23 protein-coding genes and 2 CRISPR repeat arrays (1 of these 25 only partly in view) are annotated in these 19,320 nt (G+C 54.7%); of the genes, 17 read left to right on the forward strand and 6 right to left on the reverse strand.

The window, feature by feature from the left end; genetic code table 11:
* A CRISPR array of direct repeats spans positions 1-67; the repeat unit is 29 nt; unit sequence GTGTTCCCCGCGCCAGCGGGGATAAACCG (it extends 1,063 nt beyond the left edge of the window).
* Between the two features lie 73 nt (positions 68-140).
* A CRISPR array of direct repeats spans positions 141-718; the repeat unit is 29 nt; unit sequence GTGTTCCCCGCGCCAGCGGGGATAAACCG.
* A gap of 14 nt (positions 719-732) precedes the next feature.
* Complete coding sequence (locus tag QEN31_RS04605; RefSeq protein WP_000490481.1) at positions 733-1,779, reverse strand: aminopeptidase; 1,047 nt, start codon at positions 1,777-1,779, stop codon at positions 733-735.
* A gap of 250 nt (positions 1,780-2,029) precedes the next feature.
* Between QEN31_RS04605 and cysD the strand changes: the two genes are divergently transcribed.
* The 10 genes from cysD to QEN31_RS04655 all read left to right on the forward strand — a co-directional run bounded on the left by cysD (position 2,030) and on the right by QEN31_RS04655 (position 9,471).
* Positions 2,030-2,938 carry a sulfate adenylyltransferase subunit CysD gene (gene cysD / locus QEN31_RS04610; protein WP_000372384.1) on the forward strand — a complete coding sequence of 303 codons (909 nt, stop codon included), beginning with the start codon at positions 2,030-2,032 and terminating at the stop codon, positions 2,936-2,938.
* 9 nt (positions 2,939-2,947) lie between these two features.
* Positions 2,948-4,387 carry a sulfate adenylyltransferase subunit CysN gene (gene cysN / locus QEN31_RS04615; protein ID WP_001092263.1) on the forward strand — a complete coding sequence of 480 codons (1,440 nt, stop codon included), beginning with the start codon at positions 2,948-2,950 and terminating at the stop codon, positions 4,385-4,387.
* Entirely contained in the window at positions 4,374-4,979 is a 606-nt protein-coding gene (gene cysC / locus QEN31_RS04620) for an adenylyl-sulfate kinase (RefSeq protein WP_001173663.1), read from the forward strand. The genes cysN and cysC overlap by 14 nt, the downstream gene beginning before the upstream one ends.
* A gap of 50 nt (positions 4,980-5,029) precedes the next feature.
* A complete protein-coding gene (locus QEN31_RS04625) occupies positions 5,030-5,353 on the forward strand; it encodes a DUF3561 family protein (protein WP_001537530.1) in 324 nt (107 codons plus the stop codon).
* Between the two features lie 190 nt (positions 5,354-5,543).
* Positions 5,544-5,855: a cell division protein FtsB gene (gene ftsB, locus QEN31_RS04630; protein WP_000517480.1), complete on the forward strand. Its 312-nt coding sequence runs from the start codon at positions 5,544-5,546 to the stop codon at positions 5,853-5,855.
* Positions 5,856-5,873: 18 nt separating this feature from the next.
* Positions 5,874-6,584, forward strand: a complete 711-nt coding sequence (gene ispD / locus QEN31_RS04635) for a 2-C-methyl-D-erythritol 4-phosphate cytidylyltransferase (protein ID WP_000741650.1) — start codon at positions 5,874-5,876, stop codon at positions 6,582-6,584.
* Complete coding sequence (ispF, locus tag QEN31_RS04640) at positions 6,584-7,063, forward strand: 2-C-methyl-D-erythritol 2,4-cyclodiphosphate synthase (RefSeq protein WP_001219245.1); 480 nt, start codon at positions 6,584-6,586, stop codon at positions 7,061-7,063. The genes ispD and ispF overlap by 1 nt, the downstream gene beginning before the upstream one ends.
* Positions 7,060-8,109: a tRNA pseudouridine(13) synthase TruD gene (gene truD / locus QEN31_RS04645; RefSeq protein WP_099949615.1), complete on the forward strand. Its 1,050-nt coding sequence runs from the start codon at positions 7,060-7,062 to the stop codon at positions 8,107-8,109. The genes ispF and truD overlap by 4 nt, the downstream gene beginning before the upstream one ends.
* Positions 8,090-8,851, forward strand: a complete 762-nt coding sequence (gene surE / locus QEN31_RS04650; RefSeq protein WP_001221538.1) for a 5'/3'-nucleotidase SurE — start codon at positions 8,090-8,092, stop codon at positions 8,849-8,851. The genes truD and surE overlap by 20 nt, the downstream gene beginning before the upstream one ends.
* The gene (locus QEN31_RS04655) at positions 8,845-9,471 is read left to right on the forward strand and encodes a protein-L-isoaspartate(D-aspartate) O-methyltransferase (RefSeq protein WP_000253545.1); all 627 of its coding nucleotides are present in this window, start codon (positions 8,845-8,847) and stop codon (positions 9,469-9,471) included. The genes surE and QEN31_RS04655 overlap by 7 nt, the downstream gene beginning before the upstream one ends.
* Positions 9,472-9,609: 138 nt before the next feature.
* Here QEN31_RS04655 and QEN31_RS04660 read toward each other — a convergent pair whose 3' ends face one another.
* On the reverse strand, positions 9,610-9,768 hold the full coding sequence (locus QEN31_RS04660; RefSeq protein ID WP_223148970.1) for a peptidase: 159 nt from the start codon (positions 9,766-9,768) through the stop codon (positions 9,610-9,612).
* On the opposite strand from QEN31_RS04660, the gene nlpD reads away from it, so the two are divergent.
* Together nlpD and rpoS are read left to right on the forward strand one after the other, a co-directional pair.
* Positions 9,698-10,780, forward strand: coding sequence for a murein hydrolase activator NlpD (gene nlpD / locus QEN31_RS04665; RefSeq protein ID WP_223149274.1), 1,083 nt, complete (start codon positions 9,698-9,700; stop codon positions 10,778-10,780). The genes QEN31_RS04660 and nlpD overlap by 71 nt on opposite strands.
* 62 nt (positions 10,781-10,842) lie before the next feature.
* Positions 10,843-11,835, forward strand: a complete 993-nt coding sequence (gene rpoS / locus QEN31_RS04670; RefSeq protein ID WP_000081498.1) for an RNA polymerase sigma factor RpoS — start codon at positions 10,843-10,845, stop codon at positions 11,833-11,835.
* 44 nt (positions 11,836-11,879) lie between these two features.
* Here the strand turns inward: rpoS and QEN31_RS04675 are convergent, their stop codons facing one another.
* From QEN31_RS04675 to QEN31_RS04685, 3 genes are read right to left on the reverse strand one after another with little or no spacing between them, the layout of a single operon-like run.
* Positions 11,880-12,116, reverse strand: coding sequence for a non-oxidative hydroxyarylic acid decarboxylases subunit D (locus tag QEN31_RS04675; RefSeq protein ID WP_000562964.1), 237 nt, complete (start codon positions 12,114-12,116; stop codon positions 11,880-11,882).
* Positions 12,117-12,126: 10 nt separating this feature from the next.
* On the reverse strand, positions 12,127-13,554 hold the full coding sequence (locus QEN31_RS04680; RefSeq protein WP_099949616.1) for a non-oxidative hydroxyarylic acid decarboxylases subunit C: 1,428 nt from the start codon (positions 13,552-13,554) through the stop codon (positions 12,127-12,129).
* Positions 13,554-14,147 (reverse strand): non-oxidative hydroxyarylic acid decarboxylases subunit B, encoded by a 594-nt coding sequence (locus QEN31_RS04685; protein ID WP_001237182.1) that lies wholly within the window; start codon positions 14,145-14,147, stop codon positions 13,554-13,556. The genes QEN31_RS04680 and QEN31_RS04685 overlap by 1 nt, the downstream gene beginning before the upstream one ends.
* Before the next feature lie 170 nt (positions 14,148-14,317).
* Here QEN31_RS04685 and QEN31_RS04690 point away from each other — a divergent pair, with 170 nt between their 5' ends.
* The gene (locus tag QEN31_RS04690; protein WP_000423344.1) at positions 14,318-14,722 is read left to right on the forward strand and encodes a MarR family winged helix-turn-helix transcriptional regulator; all 405 of its coding nucleotides are present in this window, start codon (positions 14,318-14,320) and stop codon (positions 14,720-14,722) included.
* Positions 14,723-14,740: 18 nt separating this feature from the next.
* On the opposite strand, the gene ygbI is transcribed toward QEN31_RS04690, so the two are convergent.
* Positions 14,741-15,505, reverse strand: a complete 765-nt coding sequence (ygbI, locus tag QEN31_RS04695) for a DNA-binding transcriptional repressor YgbI (protein WP_000613185.1) — start codon at positions 15,503-15,505, stop codon at positions 14,741-14,743.
* 196 nt (positions 15,506-15,701) lie between these two features.
* On the opposite strand from ygbI, the gene ltnD reads away from it, so the two are divergent.
* The 4 genes from ltnD to QEN31_RS04715 are packed head-to-tail and all read left to right on the forward strand — an operon-like array spanning position 15,702 to position 19,297.
* Positions 15,702-16,625: an L-threonate dehydrogenase gene (ltnD, locus tag QEN31_RS04700; protein ID WP_000206958.1), complete on the forward strand. Its 924-nt coding sequence runs from the start codon at positions 15,702-15,704 to the stop codon at positions 16,623-16,625.
* Complete coding sequence (gene otnK, locus QEN31_RS04705) at positions 16,619-17,881, forward strand: 3-oxo-tetronate kinase (RefSeq protein WP_000912488.1); 1,263 nt, start codon at positions 16,619-16,621, stop codon at positions 17,879-17,881. Before ltnD ends, otnK begins: the two co-directional genes overlap by 7 nt.
* Positions 17,878-18,516: a 3-oxo-tetronate 4-phosphate decarboxylase gene (gene otnC, locus QEN31_RS04710; protein ID WP_000153636.1), complete on the forward strand. Its 639-nt coding sequence runs from the start codon at positions 17,878-17,880 to the stop codon at positions 18,514-18,516. Before otnK ends, otnC begins: the two co-directional genes overlap by 4 nt.
* A 4-nt stretch (positions 18,517-18,520) precedes the next feature.
* The gene (locus QEN31_RS04715; RefSeq protein WP_001136888.1) at positions 18,521-19,297 is read left to right on the forward strand and encodes an HPr family phosphocarrier protein; all 777 of its coding nucleotides are present in this window, start codon (positions 18,521-18,523) and stop codon (positions 19,295-19,297) included.
* The last annotated feature ends 23 nt before the right edge of the window (positions 19,298-19,320 follow it).

Genomic DNA, 19,320 nt, shown 5'->3' on the forward strand with positions numbered 1-19,320 from the left:
ACCGAAACGGTAGTGTTTTAAAACCGTTTCGAGGTGCGTGTTCCCCGCGCCAGCGGGGATAAACCGAATAAGGCGCGGTGCCACCCTCGGCTTTAATTGTGTTCCCCGCGCCGACGCGTTCCAGCGCACGTTACTCGATCGTGTTCCCCGCGCCAGCGGGGATAAACCGAGCCGTTTCCGCTAAATACCCCCGCAGTGATTGTGTTCCCCGCGCCAGCGGGGATAAACCGTTCTTGAATATGATTGCGGGTATATGTGGATAGTGTTCCCCGCGCCAGCGGGGATAAACCGTCTGGTTATAACATCGCAGCAAAATCAAAAGAGTGTTCCCCGCGCCAGCGGGGATAAACCGGCACTATTTCGAATGTCTCGACGCCAGATTTAGTGTTCCCCGCGCCAGCGGGGATAAACCGAACGAATTGAGACTATTAGAGATTATTCGCCTGTGTTCCCCGCGCCAGCGGGGATAAACCGGCAACCCATTAATTAACTAAGCAGTAATAAACGTGTTCCCCGCGCCAGCGGGGATAAACCGTGACGAGGTGCGAGCGATGGTATCAAGGCCTAGTGTTTCCCGCGCCAGCGGGGATAAACCGGGTTAACCAGGGGTTTTTCCCCACTATTTCGCGTGTTCCCCGCGCCAGCGGGGATAAACCGAGGGGCGTTCCGCAGTCGACAAGGGCTGAAAAATGTTCCCCGCGCCAGCGGGGATAAACACGTTTCACCAGCATATCAGGACGTTTTTTCCGCCTTCGCCAGCTCTTTTACCAACGGCAGCATTATCCGCACTACATCGCGGCTACGGCGCTCAATCCGCCCTGGCAGCGCCTTGTCAATATGCTGTTGATTATCAAGCCGTACGTCGTGCCAGCTATTACCGTTCGGGAAGGAGGCATTTTTCACGCGTTGCTGGTATCCGTCTTTTTTACCCAGATTCCAGTTCGTCGCCTCAACAGAAAGCACAGATATTCCCGCTTTATCGAAAACCTCCGCATCATTACAGCAACCCGTTCCTTTGGGGTAGGATGGATTGCGTCCCGGATTGGTGTTGGCGGCGATGCCATAACGGCGCGCAATCGCTAATGCCCGATCGCGGGTCAGTGTACGCACCGCTTCCGGCGTATTTTTCCCGCTATTAAAATAGAGCTTGTCGCCAACAATCAGGTTATCGAGATTAATGACCAGCAGCGTATTTTTCTTCTCAGCGTCACTCATTCGTTTGAGTAAATTTTCCGCGCCTAGCTTTCCCTCTTCTTCCCCGCTGGTGGCGATAAAACGAATCCCGTAATGGGTCGGTATATCTTTCAGACGCGCCGCCAGTTCCAGCATAACGCCTAATCCCGCGGCATTATCATCCATTCCCTGTAACGTTAAACCGCCCAGATTGGCATCGACATCAGCGTCGCTCTGCGGAGCGTACGTATCCAGATGCGCCATAATGATGATCTGTTGCGGCACGCGCCCTTCATGGGCGGCGATGACCGTACTGCCCGTCACGTTATGCCAGTTTTTGCGATTATCCTTCGTGGTATAAATAAATCGGCTATTAAACGTTCGAATATCGCTTTGGTATCCCATCTGGGTAAATTGTTGGCGTAAATAATCGGCAGACAACATCTCGGCGGGGGAGCCCGTCATTCTCCCGGGAAAAAAGGTGGCGATATGTCGTGCCTGAGTATTCGCTATTTCACCAGGCCCTGGTGATGCTGCTTGTGCAGGAAGGATAAAGCCTACGCCGAGCGCCAGAATGACGGCAAAGCGGCGCGTTGCGGAAAACATAATGAGTCCTTAAATACAGAACAAAATTTTACGTGGCTAGTATGAAACCGCGATCGTGTTAATACAATTTCATTTGCTCCTAAATGCTGGCAATCCGGTACGTTAAGCATTTTTTGATATTGGTTTTTGGGCCGCGTTATTCCTTTGAGGAACTACTCATTCCAATTCGTCATTTCATTCACTCTCCTGCGCTCCCTATAGTCGTGTAATCGAAATGTTTAGCAAAAAACGGTATTGCAAAGGAACGGTTATGGATCAAAAACGACTCACCCACCTGCGGCAACTGGAGGCGGAAAGTATCCACATTATCCGTGAAGTGGCAGCGGAATTCGCTAATCCGGTCATGCTGTACTCCATTGGTAAAGACTCCAGCGTCATGCTGCATCTGGCGCGTAAGGCGTTTTATCCGGGTACGTTGCCGTTCCCGCTATTGCACGTTGATACCGGTTGGAAATTCCGTGAGATGTACGCCTTTCGCGATCGTACCGCCAACGCATACGGCTGCGAATTGCTGGTACATAAAAATCCGGAAGGCGTGGCGATGGGCATCAATCCGTTCGTTCACGGTAGCGCTAAACACACCGACATTATGAAAACCGAAGGGTTAAAGCAGGCGCTGAATAAGTACGGTTTTGATGCCGCGTTCGGCGGCGCACGGCGCGATGAGGAAAAATCCCGTGCGAAAGAACGTATTTACTCCTTTCGTGACCGTTTCCATCGCTGGGACCCGAAAAATCAGCGGCCAGAGTTGTGGCGTAACTATAACGGTCAGATTAATAAAGGCGAAAGTATACGCGTCTTCCCGCTCTCCAACTGGACAGAGCAGGATATCTGGCAATACATCTGGCTGGAAAACATCGACATCGTGCCGCTGTATTTGGCTGCTGAACGCCCGGTTCTGGAACGTGACGGCATGTTGATGATGGTGGATGACGATCGTATCGATCTCCAGCCTGGCGAAGTCATCAAAAAAAGGATGGTGCGCTTCCGTACACTTGGCTGTTGGCCGCTCACCGGGGCGGTGGAATCCCACGCGCAAACGCTGCCGGAAATTATCGAAGAGATGCTGGTTTCTACCACCAGCGAGCGCCAGGGGAGGATGATTGACCGCGATCAGGCGGGGTCGATGGAGCTTAAAAAACGTCAGGGGTATTTCTAAGGAGCCGCCATGAACACCATACTTGCACAACAAATCGCCAATGAAGGCGGCGTCGAAGCCTGGATGATTGCCCAACAGCACAAAAGCCTGCTGCGTTTTTTAACCTGTGGCAGCGTTGATGACGGTAAAAGTACGCTGATAGGTCGTTTGCTGCACGATACTCTGCAAATTTATGAAGATCAGCTCTCTTCTCTGCATAATGACAGTAAACGTCATGGCACGCAGGGAGAAAAACTCGATCTGGCGCTGCTGGTAGATGGGCTACAGGCCGAGCGTGAGCAGGGCATTACTATTGACGTCGCGTACCGCTATTTCTCCACGGAAAGACGAAAATTTATTATCGCCGACACGCCGGGCCATGAACAATATACTCGTAATATGGCGACCGGGGCGTCCACCTGCGATCTGGCGATCCTACTGATCGACGCGCGTAAAGGCGTGCTGGATCAGACGCGTCGCCATAGCTTTATCTCCACTCTGTTGGGGATCAAACACCTGGTGGTGGCAATCAACAAAATGGATCTCGTTGACTACCGCGAAGAGACCTTCGCCCGTATTCGTGAAGATTACCTGACCTTTGCTGAACAGTTGCCGGGCGATCTGGACATTCGCTTTGTCCCGCTTTCGGCGCTGGAAGGGGATAATGTCGCCGCGCAGAGCGCCAATATGCGCTGGTACAGCGGCCCGACGCTGTTGGAAGTCCTGGAAACGGTAGACATACAGCGTGCGGTAGACCGTCAACCGATGCGCTTTCCAGTACAATACGTTAATCGCCCAAATCTTGATTTTCGGGGGTATGCCGGCACTCTGGCGTCTGGTAGCGTCAAAGTCGGAGAGCGCATTAAAGTGCTGCCGTCCGGCGTGGAATCCAGCGTGGCGCGTATCGTTACTTTTGATGGCGACAAAGAAGAAGCCTGTGCGGGCGAAGCCATTACCCTGGTACTCAACGACGACATTGATATTAGCCGCGGCGATCTGCTGCTGGCGGCAAACGAGACGCTGGCACCTGCGCGGCACGCTGCGATCGACGTGGTATGGATGGCGGAACAGCCGCTGGCGCCGGGCCAAAGCTACGACGTTAAACTTGCGGGTAAGAAAACCCGCGCGCGTATCGAGGCTATTCGCTATCAGATTGATATCAACAATCTGACCCAACGAGACGTCGAAAGTCTGCCGTTAAACGGTATTGGTCTGGTGGAGATGACATTCGATGAGCCGCTCGCGCTGGATATTTATCAGCAAAATCCGGTGACGGGCGGGCTGATTTTTATCGACCGACTTTCTAACGTTACCGTGGGCGCTGGCATGGTGCGGGAACTGGATGAACGCGGAGCGACGCCGCCCGTGGAATACAGTGCGTTTGAGCTGGAGCTGAATGCGCTGGTACGCCGTCATTTTCCGCACTGGGACGCCCGAGATTTGCTGGGAGATAAACATGGCGCTGCATGATGAGAACGTGGTCTGGCACTCTCATCCCGTTACTGTCGCCGCCCGTGAACAGCTCCACGGCCACCGTGGCGTGGTGCTGTGGTTTACCGGACTCTCCGGTTCGGGAAAATCAACGGTGGCCGGCGCGCTGGAAGAGGCGTTACATCAGCGTGGCGTCAGTACCTACCTGTTGGATGGTGATAATGTGCGCCACGGTTTGTGCCGTGATTTAGGCTTTAGCGATGCCGATCGCCAGGAGAATATCCGGCGGGTAGGCGAAGTGGCCAGCCTGATGGCGGACGCCGGCCTGATTGTTTTGACGGCATTTATTTCTCCGCACCGCGCCGAGCGGCAACTGGTAAAAGAGCGCGTCGGCCACGATCGTTTTATCGAGATTTATGTCAATACGCCGCTGGCTATCTGTGAACAGCGCGATCCTAAAGGGTTGTATAAAAAAGCGCGTGCGGGCGAGTTGCGTAACTTTACCGGCATCGACGCCATTTACGAAGCGCCTGACTCGCCACAGGTTCATCTTAATGGTGAACAATTAGTAACAAATTTGGTTTCCCAATTATTAGACCTGCTGAGACGGCGCGATATTATCAGATCCTGAGACACCACCGGGCTTGTATGCCCGGTATGGTCAAGGTTACAGGATTTAATATGCGTAATAGCCATAACATTACTTTCACAAGGTCAGACGCCTTCATGGTCGACGATGACGCCACCAGTGCATTTCCGGGGGCGGTGGTCGGCTTTGTGTCATGGCTGCTGGCGTTGGGGATCCCTTTTCTGCTTTATGGCCCTAACACGCTGTTTTTTTTCCTCTATACCTGGCCCTTTTTCCTCGCGTTAATGCCGGTATCGGTGATTATCGGCATTGCGTTGCATCTGCTGGTAAAGGGCAAAATACTTTTTAGCATCATGTTTACTCTACTGGCCGTAGGCGCGCTGTTCGGCGCGTTATTTATATGGCTATTAGGGTAGACGGGTTATCACTGCGCCTCCGGTCATAATTCAAACCGTAACCAACAATGAGATTATGTTCTCCTTACTCGGGTATACGTAACATCCGGCAAATGTGGTACATTTGCCGGCGTTGTCGCGGCAATCCCGTCCTGAATGTGGAGTCACAGAGGACGTTATGGGATGATGATGCCGTTTTTCAGGGGGCAGGATGGGTAAACTAACGCTGCTGTTGCTGGCTTTACTGGTCTGGCTACAGTACTCGCTGTGGTTCGGTAAGAACGGCATACATGACTATAGCCGCGTCAACGATGATGTGGTCGCGCAGCAGGCGACAAACGCCAAACTTAAAGCGCGTAACGATCAGCTTTTTGCCGAAATTGACGATCTCAATGGCGGCCAGGAAGCGATAGAGGAGCGCGCGCGCAACGAACTTAGCATGACCAAACCGGGCGAAACCTTCTATCGTCTGGTGCCTGACGCCTCAAAACGCGCGGCAACGGCGGGGCAAACTCATCGATAAACCATCCAGGGATTTAACATGGCAGCCACTTTATTGGACGTTTGCGCCGTGGTGCCGGCGGCCGGATTTGGCCGCCGAATGCAAACAGAATGTCCTAAGCAGTATCTCTCAATCGGTAATAAAACCATTCTGGAGCACTCAGTTCATGCGCTGCTGGCGCATCCTCGGGTGACACGCGTTGTTATTGCTATCAGCCCTGGCGATCATCGCTTTGCCCAACTTCCGCTGGCGAATCATCCGCAAATCACCGTTGTGGATGGCGGCAACGAACGCGCTGATTCCGTTTTGGCCGGGTTACAGGCCGTTGCAAAGGCGCAGTGGGTGCTGGTGCACGACGCGGCAAGACCCTGTTTGCATCAGGATGACCTTGCGCGGTTGCTGGCTATCAGCGAAAACAGCCGGGTCGGCGGTATCCTCGCCAGTCCGGTGCGCGACACCATGAAACGCGGCGAACCGGGGAAGAACGCTATTGCCCATACCGTAGAGCGCGCCGATTTATGGCACGCGCTCACCCCGCAGTTTTTCCCCCGCGAACTCTTGTACGATTGTCTGACGCGTGCGCTGAATGAAGGCGCGACCATCACCGACGAAGCGTCAGCGCTGGAATATTGTGGTTTTCATCCGGCGCTGGTAGAAGGTCGCGCGGATAATATCAAGGTCACCCGTCCGGAAGATCTGGCGCTGGCGGAATTTTATCTGACCCGAACCATCCACCAGGAGAAAGCATAATGCGAATTGGACACGGTTTTGACGTACACGCGTTTGGCGGAGAAGGGCCGATTATTATTGGCGGCGTGCGTATCCCTTATGAAAAAGGGCTATTGGCGCATTCCGATGGCGATGTGGCGTTACATGCGCTGACCGATGCGCTGCTGGGCGCGGCGGCGCTTGGCGATATCGGCAAGCTCTTCCCGGATACCGATCCGGCATTTAAGGGAGCGGATAGCCGCGAACTACTGCGTGAAGCCTGGCGTCGTATTCAGGCGAAGGGGTACACCCTCGGCAACGTGGATGTCACCATTATTGCGCAGGCGCCGAAAATGCTGCCGCATATTCCGCAAATGCGCGTCTTTATCGCCGAAGATCTCGGCTGCCATATGGATGAGGTTAACGTGAAGGCGACGACGACGGAAAAGCTCGGATTTACCGGACGCGGAGAAGGCATTGCCTGCGAAGCGGTCGCGTTGCTGATGAAGGCGGCGAAATGACAGAGTTTGACAATCTCACCTGGCTGCACGGAAAACCACAAGGTAGCGGATTGCTGAAAGCGAATCCGGAAGATTTTGTGGTGGTTGAAGATTTAGGCTTTACGCCGGATGGTGAAGGCGAGCACATTTTGCTGCGTATTTTGAAAAACGGTTGCAATACCCGTTTTGTCGCTGACGCGCTGGCGAAATTCCTGAAAATTCACGCTCGCGAAGTGAGCTTTGCCGGGCAAAAAGATAAACACGCCGTTACCGAGCAGTGGCTGTGCGCGCGCGTGCCGGGGAAAGAGATGCCCGATTTCAGCGCCTTTCAGTTGGAAGGTTGTAAAGTGCTGGAATACGCGCGTCACAAGCGTAAGCTGCGTTTAGGCGCGCTGAAAGGCAATGCCTTTACTCTGGTGTTGCGTGAAATAAGCGATCGCCGCGATGTCGAAACACGATTGCAGGCGATTCGCGATGGCGGCGTGCCGAACTATTTTGGTGCACAACGATTCGGCATTGGCGGCAGCAACTTGCAGGGCGCGCTGCGCTGGGCGCAAAGTAACGCGCCGGTGCGCGATCGCAATAAACGCAGTTTTTGGTTGTCGGCGGCGCGTAGCGCGTTGTTTAATCAAATTGTTCACCAGCGGCTGAAGAAACCAGACTTTAATCAAGTTGTTGACGGCGATGCGCTACAATTAGCGGGGCGTGGAAGCTGGTTCGTCGCGACATCTGAAGAACTGCCTGAATTGCAGCGCCGGGTAGACGAAAAAGAGCTGATGATTACAGCGTTGTTGCCGGGCAGCGGAGAGTGGGGAACACAGCGTGCGGCGCTGGCGTTTGAGCAAGATGCCATTGCCCAGGAAACGGTGTTGCAATCGCTGTTGCTGCGCGAAAAAGTAGAGGCGTCGCGCAGAGCGATGCTGCTTTATCCGCAACAATTAAGCTGGAACTGGTGGGATGACGTTACCGTCGAGTTACGTTTCTGGCTGCCCGCAGGCAGTTTTGCCACCAGCGTAGTAAGGGAACTGATCAACACAATGGGTGATTATGCGCATATTGCTGAGTAACGATGACGGGGTTCACGCGCCCGGTATACAAACGCTGGCGAAAGCGCTGCGTGAGTTTGCTGATGTACAGGTCGTAGCCCCGGATCGTAACCGCAGCGGCGCGTCTAATTCCCTCACGCTGGAATCTTCGCTTCGTACTTTTACCTTTGATAATGGCGATATCGCTGTACAGATGGGGACGCCGACCGATTGCGTCTATCTGGGCGTTAATGCCTTAATGCGTCCGCGTCCGGATATTGTCGTTTCCGGTATTAACGCGGGTCCGAATCTGGGCGATGATGTGATCTATTCCGGTACTGTCGCCGCGGCGATGGAAGGTCGTCATCTCGGCTTTCCGGCATTAGCGGTCTCCCTTAACGGCTATCAGCATTATGATACGGCTGCGGCCGTGACTTGCGCGCTTTTGCGAGGGTTAAGCCGGGAGCCGTTGCGTACCGGGCGTATTCTCAACGTGAATGTCCCGGATCTACCGTTAGCGCAGGTTAAAGGCATTCGCGTGACTCGCTGTGGTAGCCGCCATCCAGCGGATAAAGTAATCCCGCAGGAAGATCCGCGCGGTAATACATTGTACTGGATTGGCCCGCCGGGCGATAAATACGATGCCGGGCCGGATACCGATTTCGCGGCGGTGGATGAAGGCTACGTCTCCGTCACGCCGTTGCATGTGGATTTAACCGCGCACAGCGCGCATGATGTGGTTTCAGACTGGTTAGACAGCGTGGGAGTTGGCACGCAATGGTAAGTGGACGTGTACAGGCTCTTCTTGAACAATTGCGCGCGCAGGGCATCAGAGATGAGCAGGTGCTTAATGCGCTTGCTGCAGTGCCGCGCGAGAAATTTATTGATGAAGCGTTTGAACATAAGGCCTGGGAAAATATCGCTTTGCCGATAGGCCAGGGTCAGACGATTTCGCAGCCCTATATGGTGGCGCGAATGACGGAGCTGCTCGAACTGACGCCGCAATCCAGGGTGCTGGAAATTGGTACCGGTTCCGGCTATCAGACGGCGATTCTGGCGCATCTGGTACATCACGTTTGCTCCGTTGAGCGGATTAAGGGGCTGCAATGGCAGGCGCGTCGCCGCCTGAAGCAGCTCGATTTACATAATGTTTCTACCCGTCATGGCGATGGCTGGCAAGGCTGGCAGGCGCGTGCGCCATTTGACGCTATCATTGTGACGGCCGCGCCGCCGGAAATTCCTACCGCGCTCATGGCACAGTTGGATGAAGGCGGCATTCTTGTTCTGCCCGTGGGCGATGAGCAGCAGTTTTTGAAACGCGTGCGTCGCCGGGGCGGCGAATTTATTATCGATACCGTGGAGGCCGTTCGCTTCGTCCCGTTAGTCAAGGGAGAGCTGGCCTAGTTTGCCCTGCAAACACCCACTCTTACGCCTGATGAAGCCGAAACGAATACCTGGAGTTTTCCTGGTTATTCCCGGTGGGTTAAGCGTATCGTGAACACATTTTCCCGTGTTCACTTAATGCGTTGCACGGTTCTTACGTCACTGGTTGTTAACCAAATTTTTTCCTGGGGGATAAATGAGCGCGGGAAGCCCAAAATTCACCGTTAGTCGCATTGCGGCACTATCACTGGTTTCACTATGGCTGGCAGGTTGTACCAGTTCGTCAAACCCTCCGGCGCCGGTCACGTCTGTGGACAGTGGTTCGTCATCAAATACCAATTCCGGGATGTTGATCACACCGCCGCCAAAAATGGGCGCGACGACGCAACAAACGCCGCAACAAGCGCCGCAAATTCAACCCGTTCAGCGTCCTGTAACGCAGCCCATGCAAACTCAACCGGTCACGGAACAACCCGTGCAGATGGAAAATGGGCGAATCGTATACAATCGCCAGTATGGGAATATTCCGAAAGGTAGCTATACGGGTGGCAGTACTTACACCGTGAAAAAGGGTGATACGCTTTTTTACATCGCCTGGATTACCGGGAACGATTTCCGCGATCTGGCCCAGAGAAACAGTATTTCTGCCCCGTATAGCCTGAATGTAGGGCAAACTTTGCAAGTTGGTAACGCATCCGGTACGCCAATTACTGGCGGAAATGCGATCACCCAGGCGGATGCAGCACAGCAAGGAGTTGTGACCAGGTCTGCACAAAATTCCACCGTTGCAGTTGCGTCTCAACCAACAATTACGTATTCTGAGGGCTCAGGTGAACAAAGTGCTAACAAAATGTTGCCAAACAACAAGCCTGCTGGGACGGTTGTCACAGCGCCTGTAACGGCACCAACGGTAAGCACGACCGAACCAAATGCAAGCAGTACGTCAACCAGCGCGCCGATTTCCGCATGGCGCTGGCCGACGGATGGCAAAGTGATCGAAAACTTTGGCGCTTCCGAAGGGGGCAATAAAGGGATCGACATTGCAGGCAGTAAGGGACAGGCTATCGTCGCAACCGCTGATGGGCGCGTCGTATATGCCGGTAACGCACTGCGTGGTTACGGTAATCTTATTATCATCAAACATAACGATGATTACCTGAGTGCCTACGCCCATAATGATACGATGCTGGTCCGGGAACAACAGGAAGTTAAGGCGGGGCAAAAAATCGCTACTATGGGTAGCACCGGCACCAGCTCTACACGCTTGCATTTTGAAATTCGTTACAAGGGGAAATCCGTAAACCCGCTGCGTTATTTACCGCAGCGATAAAGCGGCGGAACCAGGCTTTGACTTGCTAGTTCCGTCAAGGGATCACGGGTAGGAGCCACCTTATGAGTCAGAATACGCTGAAAGTTCATGATTTAAATGAAGACGCGGAATTTGATGAGAACGGAGTAGAGGCTTTTGACGAAAAAGCCTTGAGTGAAGAGGAACCCAGTGATAACGACCTGGCTGAAGAAGAGCTGTTATCGCAAGGGGCCACACAGCGTGTGTTGGACGCGACTCAGCTTTACCTTGGTGAGATTGGGTATTCACCACTGTTAACAGCCGAAGAAGAAGTCTATTTTGCGCGTCGCGCACTGCGTGGAGATGTCGCTTCTCGCCGTCGCATGATTGAGAGTAACCTGCGTCTGGTGGTAAAAATTGCCCGCCGTTATGGCAATCGTGGACTGGCGTTGCTGGACCTGATTGAAGAGGGCAACCTGGGGCTTATCCGTGCAGTCGAGAAGTTTGACCCGGAACGCGGGTTCCGCTTCTCAACATACGCAACCTGGTGGATTCGCCAGACAATCGAACGGGCGATCATGAACCAAACCCGTACGATTCGCTTGCCGATTCACATTGTTAAAGAGCTGAACGTATACCTGCGCACCGCACGTGAGTTGTCGCATAAACTGGACCACGAACCGAGTGCGGAAGAAATTGCAGAGCAACTGGATAAACCGGTTGATGACGTCAGCCGTATGCTTCGTCTCAACGAGCGCATTACCTCGGTAGACACCCCGCTGGGCGGTGATTCCGAAAAAGCGTTGCTGGACATCCTGGCCGATGAAAAAGAGAACGGTCCGGAAGACACCACGCAAGATGACGATATGAAACAGAGCATCGTCAAATGGTTGTTCGAACTGAACGCCAAACAGCGTGAAGTGCTGGCGCGCCGTTTCGGTCTGCTGGGATATGAAGCTGCGACACTGGAAGATGTAGGCCGTGAAATCGGTCTTACGCGTGAACGTGTTCGTCAGATTCAGGTTGAAGGCCTGCGCCGTCTGCGCGAAATTCTGCAGACGCAGGGGCTGAATATCGAAGCGCTGTTCCGCGAGTAAGTACCCTTGTCAAAAAAAGGCCAGTCTGTCGACTGGCCTTTTTTTTACCGTTTGTCTTCTGCCAGCAGCGGCGGGATACTCGGCACCATTGGCGCGTCATCAATATCTTTTTGCGTCATGCGAAACGCTTGTGGATAGTGTTCGCGGCTGGTACGGCGTAACGGTTCGGTATCGCGCCAGGTATACAGACAATGCTGACACTGATATACCGTCCAGACTCCTTTTACCGGCGAAGTCGCCATGAGTTCAATATGTGCATCGGCACAGCGTGGGCAAATCATCGGTTACTCCTTATTTACGGTTGGCCAGCATGGCGGTCAGCTTTTCAGCCCAGGCTTTAGTTTCCGGTAAATCAACAACCGGCTGGCTATAGTGACCACGGTTATCTGGCGCAACCGGCGTGGTGGCGTCAATGATCAGCTTGTCGGTAATCCCCGCCGGGCTTGAGCCCGGATCCAGTTCCAGGACGGACATATTCGGTAGCTGTACCAGATCGCCTGCCGGATTCACTTTCGACGACAACGCCCACATCACCTGTGGCAGATTGAATGGATCGACATCTTCATCGACCATGATCACCATCTTCACATATCCCAGACCGTGCAGCGTCGTCATCGCTCGCAGGCCCACCGCACGGGCAAAGCCGCCGTAGCGTTTTTTGGTCGAGATGATGGCCAGCAAGCCGTGGGTGTACATGGCGTTTACCGCCTGCACTTCCGGAAATTCGGCTTTCAGCTGTTGATACAGTGGCACGCAGGTCGCCGGCCCCATCAGGTAGTCGATTTCCGTCCACGGCATACCCAAATAGAGCGATTCAAAAATGGGTTTGCTGCGGTAAGAGACCTTATCGATACGCACCACGGTCATGTTGCGACCGCCGGAATAGTGGCCGGTAAATTCGCCGAACGGTCCTTCAATTTCACGTTTACGGCTTTCGATGACCCCTTCAAGAATGACTTCAGATCCCCACGGCACATCAAAACCGGTCAGCGGCGCGGTGGCGATAGGATAGGGGCTTTCACGCAGCGCGCCTGCCATTTCATACTCTGACTGATCGTATTTCAGCGGCGTTGCGCCCATCAGGGTAATGATCGGATCGTTACCCAACGTGATCGCAATCGGCAGATCTTCCCCGCGCTCTTCAGCTTTGTGCAGGTGCAATGCGATATCATGCATCGGCACTGGTTGCAGACCCAGCTTACGCTTGCCTTTAACTTCCATGCGGTAGATGCCGACATTCTGCTTGCCGAAGTTATCGGGATCGAGCGGATCGCGTGATACCACACAGGCTTTATCCAGATAGAATCCGCCGTCGCCGTCGTTCAGACGAAACAGCGGCAGGATATCAAACAGGTTGATCGCGTCGCCGTCGACGGTATTTTCCGCCCAGCCCGGATTCGCCCGCCGTTCCGGCGCTACCGGAAAATTGTCCCAGCGGCGAATAAATTCATCGATCTGTTTTTTAACCGGCGTGTTAGGCGGCAAACCCAGTGAGATGGCATGGTTCTGCCAGGAACCGATGGTATTCATCGCCACGCGGGCGTCGGTAAAACCACGAATATTGTCAAACCACAGCGCGGGCGCGCCATCGCCGATGCGTCCCGTTGCGTTGGCAGCGGCTGCGAGATCCGGCTCCGCATTCACTTCCTCGCTGATTTTCAGCAGTTGTCCCTGCTGATCCAGCGCATGTAAAAAACTGCGCAAATCATCAAATGCCATTATCCATTCTCCTGTGAAAAATTTGCTGTCTGTCGCAGTCCTTGCCAGCGGCGCGTGCGCGTATGCTCCAGACCAAACTGGTCGAGAACGCGCGCTACGATGTGCTGGATAATATCGTCAACGGTTTGCGGCAGGTTGTAGAACGCGGGCATGGGCGGCACTATCGCCACCCCCATACGAGAAAGCGCAAGCATGTTTTCCAGATGAATCGTGCTGAGCGGCATTTCCCGCGGCACAAGCACCAGCTTGCGACCCTCTTTCAACACGACATCGGCAGCGCGTCCCACCAGCCCCTCGGCATAGCCGGCGCGAACCCCCGCCAGTGTTTTCATACTGCAGGGGATAATAATCATGCCGTCGGTACGAAATGAGCCGGAGGAAATGGTCGCCGCCTGATCGGCCGGGCTATGACAATAATCTGCCAGGGCGGCTACCTCAGCGGGCGTGTAGGGCGTCTCCAGTTCAATAGTGGTTTTCGCCCACTTTGACATTACCAGATGCGTTTCAACATCAGGTATCGCCCGCAATGCCTGGAGTAGCTCGACGCCAAGCGGCGCGCCGGTCGCACCGGTCATCCCCACAATCAATCTCATTTCTTACCTCAAATATCGTTCGTATACGAACATTTTGATCAAAATACGCCCACACGGCCTTTGCGACAAGATCGCTCCCGACGCCTGCGCACGTTTAGCTAAAGCATTCGTCATTAAAAAACCGTGCATAAGTCGTTATGATAGAAAAAGTTAATTTATCCGGAGCGCTCATGGAGTTACGAAACACCGCGTTTCATCTGTTACGCCAACTTTTTCAGCAACATACCGCACGCTGGCAGCATGAACTACCGGAGCTCACCAAACCTCAATATGCGGTGATGCGCGTTATTGCTGAACATCCGGGTATTGAACAGGTCGATCTGACCGAAGCGGCGGTCAGCACTAAAGCGACGCTGGCGGAGATGTTAAGCCGGATGGAAAATCGTGGGCTGGTAAAACGAGAAAACGATCCGCTGGATAAACGTCGGCGTTTTGTCTATCTCACCGTTCAGGGCCAAACGTTGCTCACCGCCGCGATACCACTGGGGGATCGCGTTGACGATGAGTTTTTGGGGCGACTGAGCGCTGAAGAACGCGAACAGTTTACGCAACTGGTACGCAAGATGATGACGTAAGCGGCTTGCGCCGCTTCGCTATTGTTTGGCCATCAGCAGTGAGATATCCACTTTGGCCAGCGCCCGAATTGCGCTTTCCGGCAGGCCGTCATCGGTGACGATTTGGTTGAATTCCGCCAGCGGTAACGCCAGCCACGTCGCGACCTGGCCGTATTTGGTCGCGTCGCACACCAGAATTTTTTGGCGGCTGGCGCTGGCGACGGCCCGTTTCACCGTGACTTTATCTTCTGCCGGCGTTGAAATACCGCGCACGCTCCAGGAAGAGGCGGAAATAAAGGCCTGGTCAATCATCAGCCCGCGCAAAAGCGTCGCCGCGGCTTCACCGACGCACGACCGGTTTTCCCGGCATACCGCCCCGCCAGTGTGAATAATTGTGCAATTGCTATTGTCCATCAGGTAATCGGCGATAACGAAATCATTCGTCACCACCGTAAGTTTATTCATCGTAACCAGCTGCCTGGCAATCGCCAGCGTGGTCGTACCTGCATCAAGGTAGATACAGCTTTCTGGCTGTACCAGGCTGGCGGCCAGTTTGCCAATTGCCGCTTTCTGCGGCGTCGCCAGTTCGGTTTTGATCTGATGCGAGGGTTCGTGCGCCACGCGAGTCGATGATTGCACGCCGCCAGAGACCTGGATTACCGCGCCTTGCTGCTCCAGTTTTTGTAAGTCACGGCGGATAGTCATGTGGGATACATGCATGCGCTCGGTCAGTTCAGCGATACTGACGATGCCTTTCTCCGCTACCATATCAAGAATGATTTGTCGACGCTCAGTAGGTATCAACGTCTGCTCCTTTCTTTAGTCCTGTCGCGATTTTACGCGATTTCTCGTCACAGCGTGTGAAGTTCTATGAGGATTGCCTTCACAAAAAATAACACATTTTGTTATTTTTTGTGAAACAACTCACCGCAATTGTTTACAAAAACGCCTATATTCACATAACAAAACATAATATCACGTAAATTAACATGGAGTGATAATGACAACAGGAACCGATTTTCATGTCGGCATTGTGGGGCTTGGCTCAATGGGAATGGGCGCTGCGCGTTCATGCCTGCGCGCCGGGCTTTCCACATGGGGGGCCGATCTTAACCCGCAAGCGTGCGCGAATCTGCTCGCTGAAGGGGCTTGTGGGGCTGCCGCCAGCGCCAGGGAGTTCGCCGGCGTCGTGGATGCGTTAGTCATTCTGGTCGTCAATGCCGCCCAGGTCAGACAGGTGTTATTCGGTGAGGATGGCGTCGCCCATCTGATGAAACCCGGAAGCGCGGTGATGGTTTCGTCCACGATCTCAAGCGCCGACGCGCAAGAGATCGCCGCGGCGTTGACGGCATTGAATCTTAACATGCTGGATGCGCCGGTTTCCGGCGGTGCAGTAAAAGCGGCGCAGGGCGAAATGACGGTGATGGCCTCCGGGAGCGAGGCGGCGTTTACCCGCCTGAAGCCTGTGCTGGACGCCGTTGCCAGCAACGTTTATCGCATCAGCGATACGCCGGGCGCAGGCTCAACCGTCAAAATCATTCATCAACTGCTGGCTGGCGTGCATATTGCGGCGGCGGCCGAAGCGATGGCGCTGGCCGCGCGGGCCGGTATTCCTCTGGACGTGATGTATGACGTCGTGACCCATGCCGCCGGCAACTCCTGGATGTTTGAAAACCGTATGCAGCATGTCGTTGACGGCGACTATACCCCGCGTTCGGCCGTCGACATTTTTGTCAAAGATTTGGGGCTGGTTGCCGACACGGCGAAAGCGCTGCGCTTCCCCTTACCGCTGGCCTCTACGGCGTTAAATATGTTCACCAGCGCCAGTAACGCCGGTTATGGCAAAGAGGATGACAGCGCTGTGATCAAAATTTTCTCGGGGATTACTCTGCCTGGCGTCACGCCTGAGGAGCCGTCATGTTAAAAATTGGCGTCATTGCCGATGATTTTACCGGCGCGACCGACATCGCCAGTTTTCTGGTCGAAAACGGGATGCCGACAGTGCAGATCAATGATGTCCCAACCGGGACGCAACCGGAAGGGTGCGACGCGGTGGTTATCAGCCTGAAAACCCGCTCATGCCCGGCGCAAGAGGCGATAAAACAATCGCTGGCGGCGCTGGTATGGCTGAAAAAACAGGGCTGCCAGCAAGTCTATTTCAAATATTGCTCGACTTTCGATAGTACCGCCGAAGGCAATATCGGCCCGGTCACCGATGCGCTGATGGTGGCGCTGGATACCTCATTTACCGTGATTTCTCCCGCGCTGCCGGTTAACGGACGCACGGTTTATCAGGGCTATCTGTTTGTCATGAACCACTTGCTGGCGGAGTCCGGTATGCGCCACCACCCAATCAATCCGATGACCGACAGCTACCTGCCGCGTCTGATGGAAGCGCAGGCGCAAGGGCGCTGCGGCGTTATTCCAGCTCAGACGCTTGATGAAGGCGTTGCCGCGACCCGTGCGGCGCTGTCGCGTTTACAGCAGGAAGGATATCGCTACGCAGTACTTGACGCGCTCAATGAGCGGCACCTGGAAATCCAGGGCGAGGTTTTGCGTGATGCTCCGCTGGTGACCGGCGGTTCCGGGCTGGCAATGGGGCTGGCGCGTCAGTGGGCGAAGCACGGCGTTTCTCAGGCCCGTTCCGCAGGCTATCCGCTGAGCGGCCGCGCGGTGGTGCTTTCCGGTTCCTGTTCGCAAATGACGAATCAGCAGGTGGCTTTCTATCGACAACATGCTCCCACACGCGACGTTGATGTGGCGCGCTGCCTGTCATCCGAGACGCGCGAGGCCTACGCTGAAGCGCTGGCGCAGTGGGTGCTCAGTCAGGACAGCGAACTGGCGCCAATGATTAGCGCCACCGCCTCCACGCAGGCGCTGGCCGCCATCCAGCAGCAATATGGCGCTACCGAAGCCAGCCATGCGGTAGAGGCGCTCTTTTCCCTGCTGGCTGCTCGCTTAGCGGAAGGCGGTATCACCCGGTTTATTGTGGCGGGCGGCGAAACCTCGGGCGTGGTGACACAAAGCCTCGGTATTACCGGTTTTCACATCGGACCGTGCATTTCACCCGGCGTGCCGTGGGTCAACGCGCTCCATGCGCCAGTCTCGCTGGCGCTAAAGTCAGGTAATTTTGGCGATGAATCCTTTTTCATCCGCGCTCAAAGGGAGTTTCAGGTATGACGATACTGGCAAAAGAAGAGCACGCTTTGCGAGAAGAGATGGTCAGGATAGCCGCCTCGTTTTTCCAGCGCGGCTATGCCACCGGCTCGGCAGGCAACCTCTCGCTGTTACTGCCGGACGGCAATATTCTGGCGACGCCCACCGGTTCGTGTCTGGGTAATCTCGACCCGCAGCGGCTATCCAAAGTGGACCCGCAGGGCGAATGGCTCAGCGGCGATAAACCGTCTAAAGAGGTGCGTTTTCATCTGGCGTTGTATCGCAATAACCCTTGCTGCAAGGCCGTGGTACATCTGCACAGCACCTGGTCAACGGCGCTTTCCTGTCTCGAAGGGCTGGACCCGCAAAATGTGATTCGCCCGTTTACCCCCTATGTGGTGATGCGGATGGGCGACATTCCGCTGGTTCCCTACTATCGCCCGGGGGATGACCGAATTGCCCGCGATTTGGCTGCGCTGGCGGCCCGGCATCAGGCCTTTTTACTGGCTAATCATGGGCCGGTCGTGTGCGGGGAGAATTTGCAGGAAGCCGCTAATAATACCGAGGAGCTGGAAGAGACGGCAAAGCTGATTTTTATCCTTGGCGAACGCCCGATTCGTTATTTAACCACCGAAGAAATTGCGCAGTTAAGGAGATAACCCGATGCCGCGTTTTGCCGCCAATTTGTCGATGATGTTTACCGAAGCGCCGTTTATCGAGCGTTTTGCCGCCGCTGCTGAAGCCGGTTTTCAGGCCGTTGAGTTTCTGTTCCCCTATGACTTTGCCGCCAGCGAGATTAAAGCCCAGCTATCGCGTCATAATCTGACGCTGGCGCTGTTTAATACTTCGGCGGGCGATACCGCGGCGGGCGAATGGGGACGTGCCGCGCTACCGGGGCGCGAACACGACGCGCGCGCCGATATCGATCTGGCTCTGGAATACGCTCTGGCGCTGGAATGCGAGCAGGTTCACATCATGGCGGGCGTCGTGCCGGATGGCGCTGATGGCGCACGTTATCGCGCCACGTTTATCGATAATTTGCGTTATGCCGCCGACCGGTTTGCCGCCCACGATAAACGTATTTTGATCGAAGCGCTGAGTCCCGGCGTTAAACCCGGCTACCTCTTTTCCAGCCAATATCAGGCGCTGGGCATCGCAGAAGAGGTTGACCGCCCGAATGTGTTCATCCAGCTCGACACTTTCCACGCGCAAAAAGTGGATGGCAATTTGAGTCACCTGATTCGCGAGTATGCGGGCCGCTATGCCCATGTACAAATCGCCTCGCTACCGGACAGACATGAACCGGATGATGGCGAGATCAACTACCCATGGCTGTTCCGGCTGTTCGATGACGTAGGTTATCGCGGCTGGATAGGCTGCGAATACCAACCACGGAATACCACTCAGGACGGGCTTGGCTGGTTTAACGCCTGGCGCTAACCCTGAACTACCCTACACAGCAA

The sequence above is a fragment of the Salmonella sp. SA15303 genome (assembly GCF_029962125.1).
Classification (GTDB): domain Bacteria; phylum Pseudomonadota; class Gammaproteobacteria; order Enterobacterales; family Enterobacteriaceae; genus Salmonella; species Salmonella enterica.